At 47.8% G+C, this 5,276-nt stretch carries 2 tRNA genes and 3 rRNA genes; all 5 read right to left on the bottom strand.

The features are described from left to right. Window positions 1-67: 67 nt before the first annotated feature. Window positions 68-182, bottom strand: a 5S ribosomal RNA gene (rrf, locus tag M1V25_RS10060). 42 nt (window positions 183-224) lie between these two features. Next, window positions 225-3,181: ribosomal RNA gene (locus M1V25_RS10065) — 23S ribosomal RNA — on the bottom strand. A gap of 119 nt (window positions 3,182-3,300) precedes the next feature. Continuing rightward, a tRNA-Ala gene (locus tag M1V25_RS10070) sits at window positions 3,301-3,376 on the bottom strand. A gap of 5 nt (window positions 3,377-3,381) precedes the next feature. Next, a tRNA-Ile gene (locus M1V25_RS10075) sits at window positions 3,382-3,458 on the bottom strand. A 132-nt stretch (window positions 3,459-3,590) separates the two neighbouring features. Next, a 16S ribosomal RNA gene (locus tag M1V25_RS10080) occupies window positions 3,591-5,124 on the bottom strand. Together the 16S, 23S and 5S rRNA genes with 2 tRNA genes alongside form the textbook arrangement of a ribosomal RNA operon. Window positions 5,125-5,276 lie beyond the last annotated feature (152 nt).

A 5,276-nucleotide genomic window follows, 5' to 3' on the forward strand; every position in this document is an offset into this window, starting at 1 on the left:
TATTTTAAAAAAGTTAAAGAGGTAAGGGTCGTTTTTATCGTATTGATAAACTAATGACAAATAAAAAACCTGATGATGTTCTACTTTCACATGACGAATGCCACACTATCATCGACGCTAACTGTTTTCACTTCTGAGTTCGGAATGGATTCAGGTGGTTCACAGTCGCTATTATCATCAGGTAACTCTCAAGCTCAAAAGCTTTAACAATCTATCATAGAGTAATAACCAAGTCTATCGGGCAATTAGTACTGGTTAGCTTCATACATTACTGTACTTCCACAGCCAGCCTATCTACGTCGTAGTCTTCAACAACCCTCAAGGGAGATCTCATCTTGAGGCTGGCTTCCCGCTTAGATGCTTTCAGCGGTTATCCATTCCGAACTTAGCTACTGGGCAGTGCTTCTGGCGAAACAACCCAAACACCAGCGGTTCGTTCATCCCGGTCCTCTCGTACTAGGAACAAACCCTCTCAAATCTCCTACGCCCACGGCAGATAGGAACCGAACTGTCTCACGACGTTCTAAACCCAGCTCGCGTACCACTTTAAATGGCGAACAGCCATACCCTTGGGACCTGCTTCAGCCCCAGGATGTGATGAGCCGACATCGAGGTGCCAAACTCCTCCGTCGATATGAACTCTTGGGAGGAATCAGCCTGTTATCCCCGGAGTACCTTTTATCCGTTGAGCGATGGCCCTTCCATTCGGAACCACCGGATCACTAAGACCTACTTTCGTACCTGATCGAGCCGTCACTCTCTCAGTCAAGCGCACTTTTGCCTTTATACTCTTGCTGCGATTTCCGACCGCAGCGAGTGCACCTTCGTACTCCTCCGTTACTCTTTAGGAGGAGACCGCCCCAGTCAAACTACCCACCATACACTGTCCTCGACTAATCGTCCAAGTTAGAACTCCAAAAATATCAGGGTGGTATTTCAACATCGACTCCACCTCAACTTGCGTCAAAGTCTCTTCGTCTCCCACCTATCCTACACAAATATTCTCAAAGTCCAGTGCAAAGCTATAGTAAAGGTTCACGGGGTCTTTCCGTCTAACCGCGGGTACGCTGCATCTTCACAGCGATTTCAATTTCACTGAGTCCCAGATGGAGACAGTGTGGCCATCGTTACGCCATTCGTGCAGGTCGGAACTTACCCGACAAGGAATTTCGCTACCTTAGGACCGTTATAGTTACGGCCGCCGTTTACCGGGGCTTCGATCCAGAGCTTCGTCTTACAACTAACCCCTTCAATTAACCTTCCGGCACCGGGCAGGCGTCACACCCTATACTTCCTCTTACGAGTTCGCAGAGTGCTGTGTTTTTAGTAAACAGTCGCAGCCACCTGGTATTTGCAACCCATTTCAGCTCCAGCAGTCAATACCTTCACCTAATATGGGCACACCTTCTCCCGAAGTTACGGTGTCATTTTGCCTAGTTCCTTCATCTGGGTTCTCTCATTGCCTTGGTATACTCTACCCACCCACCTGTGTCGGTTTATAGTACGGTCAATAATAATCTTTCGCTTAGAAGATTTTCCTGGAAGCAGAGCTTCAATCTCTTCGTGAAGCAAGCTTCACTTCGTCTTACGCCTTGGATTATCATAGCTGCGGATTTGCCTACAACTACTACCTACGCGCTTTCACCTGGACTACCATCCGCCAGGCAGACCTAGCTTTCTCCGTCCCTCCATCGCAATTATTATCGGTACAGGAATATTAACCTGTTTCCCATCGACTTCTCTCTTCAGATACGCCTTAGGGGCCGACTTACCCCACGTTGATTAACATTGCGTGGGAACCCTTAGGTTTTCGGCCAATAAGAATCTCACTTATTTTTCGTTACTCATGTCAGCATTCGCACTTCTGATACCTCCAGCACACTTCTCAATGCACCTTCATCAGCTTACAGAACGCTCCCCTACCATGACACCTTCGTGCCATCCGCAGCTTCGGTGTATCGCTTAGCCCCGTTAAATCTTTCGCGCAGGCCGACTCGACCAGTGAGCTATTACGCTTTCTTTAAAGGTTGGCTGCTTCTAAGCCAACCTCCTGGCTGTCTATGCCTTCCCACATCGTTTCCCACTTAGCGATAACTTTAGGACCTTAGCTGGCGGTCTGGGCTCTTTCCCTCTCCACTACGGACCTTAGCACCCGCAGTGTGTCTCCCGTGATTCAACTTCGTCGTATTCTAAGTTTGCATCGAGTCGGTAAGATCGCAAAATCCCCCTAGTCGAAACAGTGCTTTACCCCAACGAGTCACTCACAAGGCACTACCTAAATAGTTTTCGGGGAGAACCAGCTATCTCCGTGCTTGATTAGCCTTTCACTCCTATCCACAACTCATCCCATACTTTTGCAACAGTACCGGGTTCGGTCCTCCAATTGGTGTTACCCAACCTTCAACCTGGTCATGGATAGATCGCGCCGGTTTCGGGTCTAATGCTTGCGACTTAACGCCCTATTCAAACTCGCTTTCGCTTCGGATCCCTTACTCAGTTATCCTCGCCACAAACATTAACTCGCTGACCCATTATACAAAAGGTACGCAGTCACATGTCTACACATGCTCCCACTGCTTGTACGCAAACGGTTTCAGGTTCTATTTCACTCCCTTTTCAGGGTTCTTTTCGCCTTTCCCTCACGGTACTGGTTCACTATCGGTCAGTCAGGAGTATTTAGCCTTGGAGGATGGGCCCCCCTTCTTCAAACAGGATTTCTCGTGTCCCGCCCTACTTGTTCGTATATCTAGTTCCACACACACATTTTCGCATACAGGGCTTTCACCTGCTATGGCCTACCTTCCCAGATCGTTCTGCTAATCTATGTGCTAATATATACCAGGCTCTTCCCCGTTCGCTCGCCGCTACTAGGGGAATCTCGGTTGATTTCTTTTCCTATGGGTACTTAGATGTTTCAGTTCCCCACGTTCGCCTCTGACCACTAAACCAAATACTTAATTTTTAACTTGAAATCATCCTATTCTCTAATCCAATCTCATCTTCAAATATCAAATACTCCATTTAGTGGTCAGATAGTTATCTAAAATAACTGGGTTCCCCCATTCGGACATCTTCGGATCAATGCTCATTTGCCAACTCCCCGAAGCTTTTCGCAGGCTATCACGTCCTTCTTCGCCTCTGACTGCCAAGGCATCCACCGTTTGCGCTTCTTCTCTTGGTCATTACTCTATAATAAATTGTTAAAGATCTCTTCTTGCATTCATTATCTCACTCTATTTAAAGAGCAACCTAATAAATACAATCTAGTCTGAATACCCATTCAGACTTCGATGCGTAGTTTGGTGGAGCCAAGGAGGATCGAACTCCTGACCTCCTGCGTGCAAAGCAGGCGCTCTCCCAGCTGAGCTATGGCCCCAAAAATGGTGGGTCTGAGTAGACTTGAACTACCGACCTCACCCTTATCAGGGGTGCGCTCTAACCAGCTGAGCTACAGACCCAATCTACTGAAAAAACATCATTTGTAAACACTCAAATACTTCTCGCCTTTTCTTTATTTCTTTGTACTACTTCTTCTTACTATCAACTATTTAATATTAAACATTCAATATTAAAAATCAGCTTCGTACCTTTAAGGAGGTGATCCAGCCGCAGGTTCCCCTACGGCTACCTTGTTACGACTTCACCCCAGTCATGAATCACAAAGTGGTAAGCGCCCTCCTAACGGTTAAGCTACCTACTTCTTTTGCAACCCACTCCCATGGTGTGACGGGCGGTGTGTACAAGACCCGGGAACGTATTCACCGCGGCATGCTGATCCGCGATTACTAGCGATTCCGACTTCATGCACTCGAGTTGCAGAGTGCAATCCGGACTACGAACACCTTTCTTGAGTTTCGCTCCAGGTCGCCCCTTCGCCTCCCTCTGTAATGCCCATTGTAGCACGTGTGTAGCCCTACCCGTAAGGGCCATGATGACTTGACGTCGTCCCCACCTTCCTCCGCCTTATCAGCGGCAGTCTCTCTAGAGTGCCCATCCAAAATGCTGGCAACTAAAAATAAGGGTTGCGCTCGTTGCGGGACTTAACCCAACATTTCACAACACGAGCTGACGACAGCCATGCAGCACCTGTCTCACAGTTCCCGAAGGCACCAGTCAATCTCTCAACCGTTCTGTGGATGTCAAGGGTAGGTAAGGTTCTTCGCGTTGCATCGAATTAAACCACATGCTCCACCGCTTGTGCGGGTCCCCGTCAATTCCTTTGAGTTTTAACCTTGCGGCCGTATTCCCCAGGCGGAGTACTTATCGCGTTTGCTGCGCCACTAAATCTTTTACACCAGATCCAACAGCTAGTACTCATCGTTTACAGCGTGGACTACCAGGGTATCTAATCCTGTTTGATCCCCACGCTTTCGTCCCTCAGTGTCAGTTTAACCCCAGATTGTTGCCTTCGCCATCGATGTTCCTCCCGATCTCTACGCATTTCACCGCTACACCGGAAATTCCCCAATCCTCTAGTAAACTCTAGTCAAACAGTATCATATGCACCTCCCAGGTTAAGCCCAGGGCTTTCACATCTGACTTATTCAACCACCTACGAACCCTTTACGCCCAGTAATTCCGATTAACGCTCGCACCCTCCGTATTACCGCGGCTGCTGGCACGGAGTTTGCCGGTGCTTATTCTTCACCTAACGTCAAGTTATCTAGCTCTTAACCTAATAACCTTCCTCAGTGACTAAAGTGCTTTACAACCCTAAGGCCTTCTTCACACACGTGGTATTGCTGGATCAGGGTTGCCCCCATTGTCCAATATTCCCCACTGCTGCCTCCCGTAGGAGTCTGGGCCGTGTCTCAGTCCCAGTGTGGCTGATCTTCCTCTCAGAACAGCTATGGATCATCGCCTTGGTAAGCCTTTACCTTACCAACTAGCTAATCCAACGCAGGCTCATCGTATAGCGACTGCCCTAAAGCAGCCTTTTACCCTCAGGTAACATGCGGTATTAGCAACCGTTTCCAGCTGTTGTCCCCCTCTATACGGCAGATTCCTACGCGTTACTCACCCGTCCGCCACTAAGCCAGTAGCAAGCTACTAACCCCGTTCGACTTGCATGTGTTAAGCATACCACCAGCGTTCAATCTGAGCCAGGATCAAACTCTTCAGTTTATATCCTTAGATCATAATTACTCATCTCAATGAAATTAAAATCTACATCCTAACTCCATCTCCATTACACTAACTACAATCCACAAAATCTATCGCTCAAAGTATTCAAGTATCTACACTTCATATCTCTTTCAAACATCCTTTAAAACCCT

Source organism: Candidatus Nebulibacter yamunensis, assembly GCF_024208055.1.
Classification (GTDB): domain Bacteria; phylum Pseudomonadota; class Gammaproteobacteria; order Francisellales; family Francisellaceae; genus Caedibacter; species Caedibacter lacustris.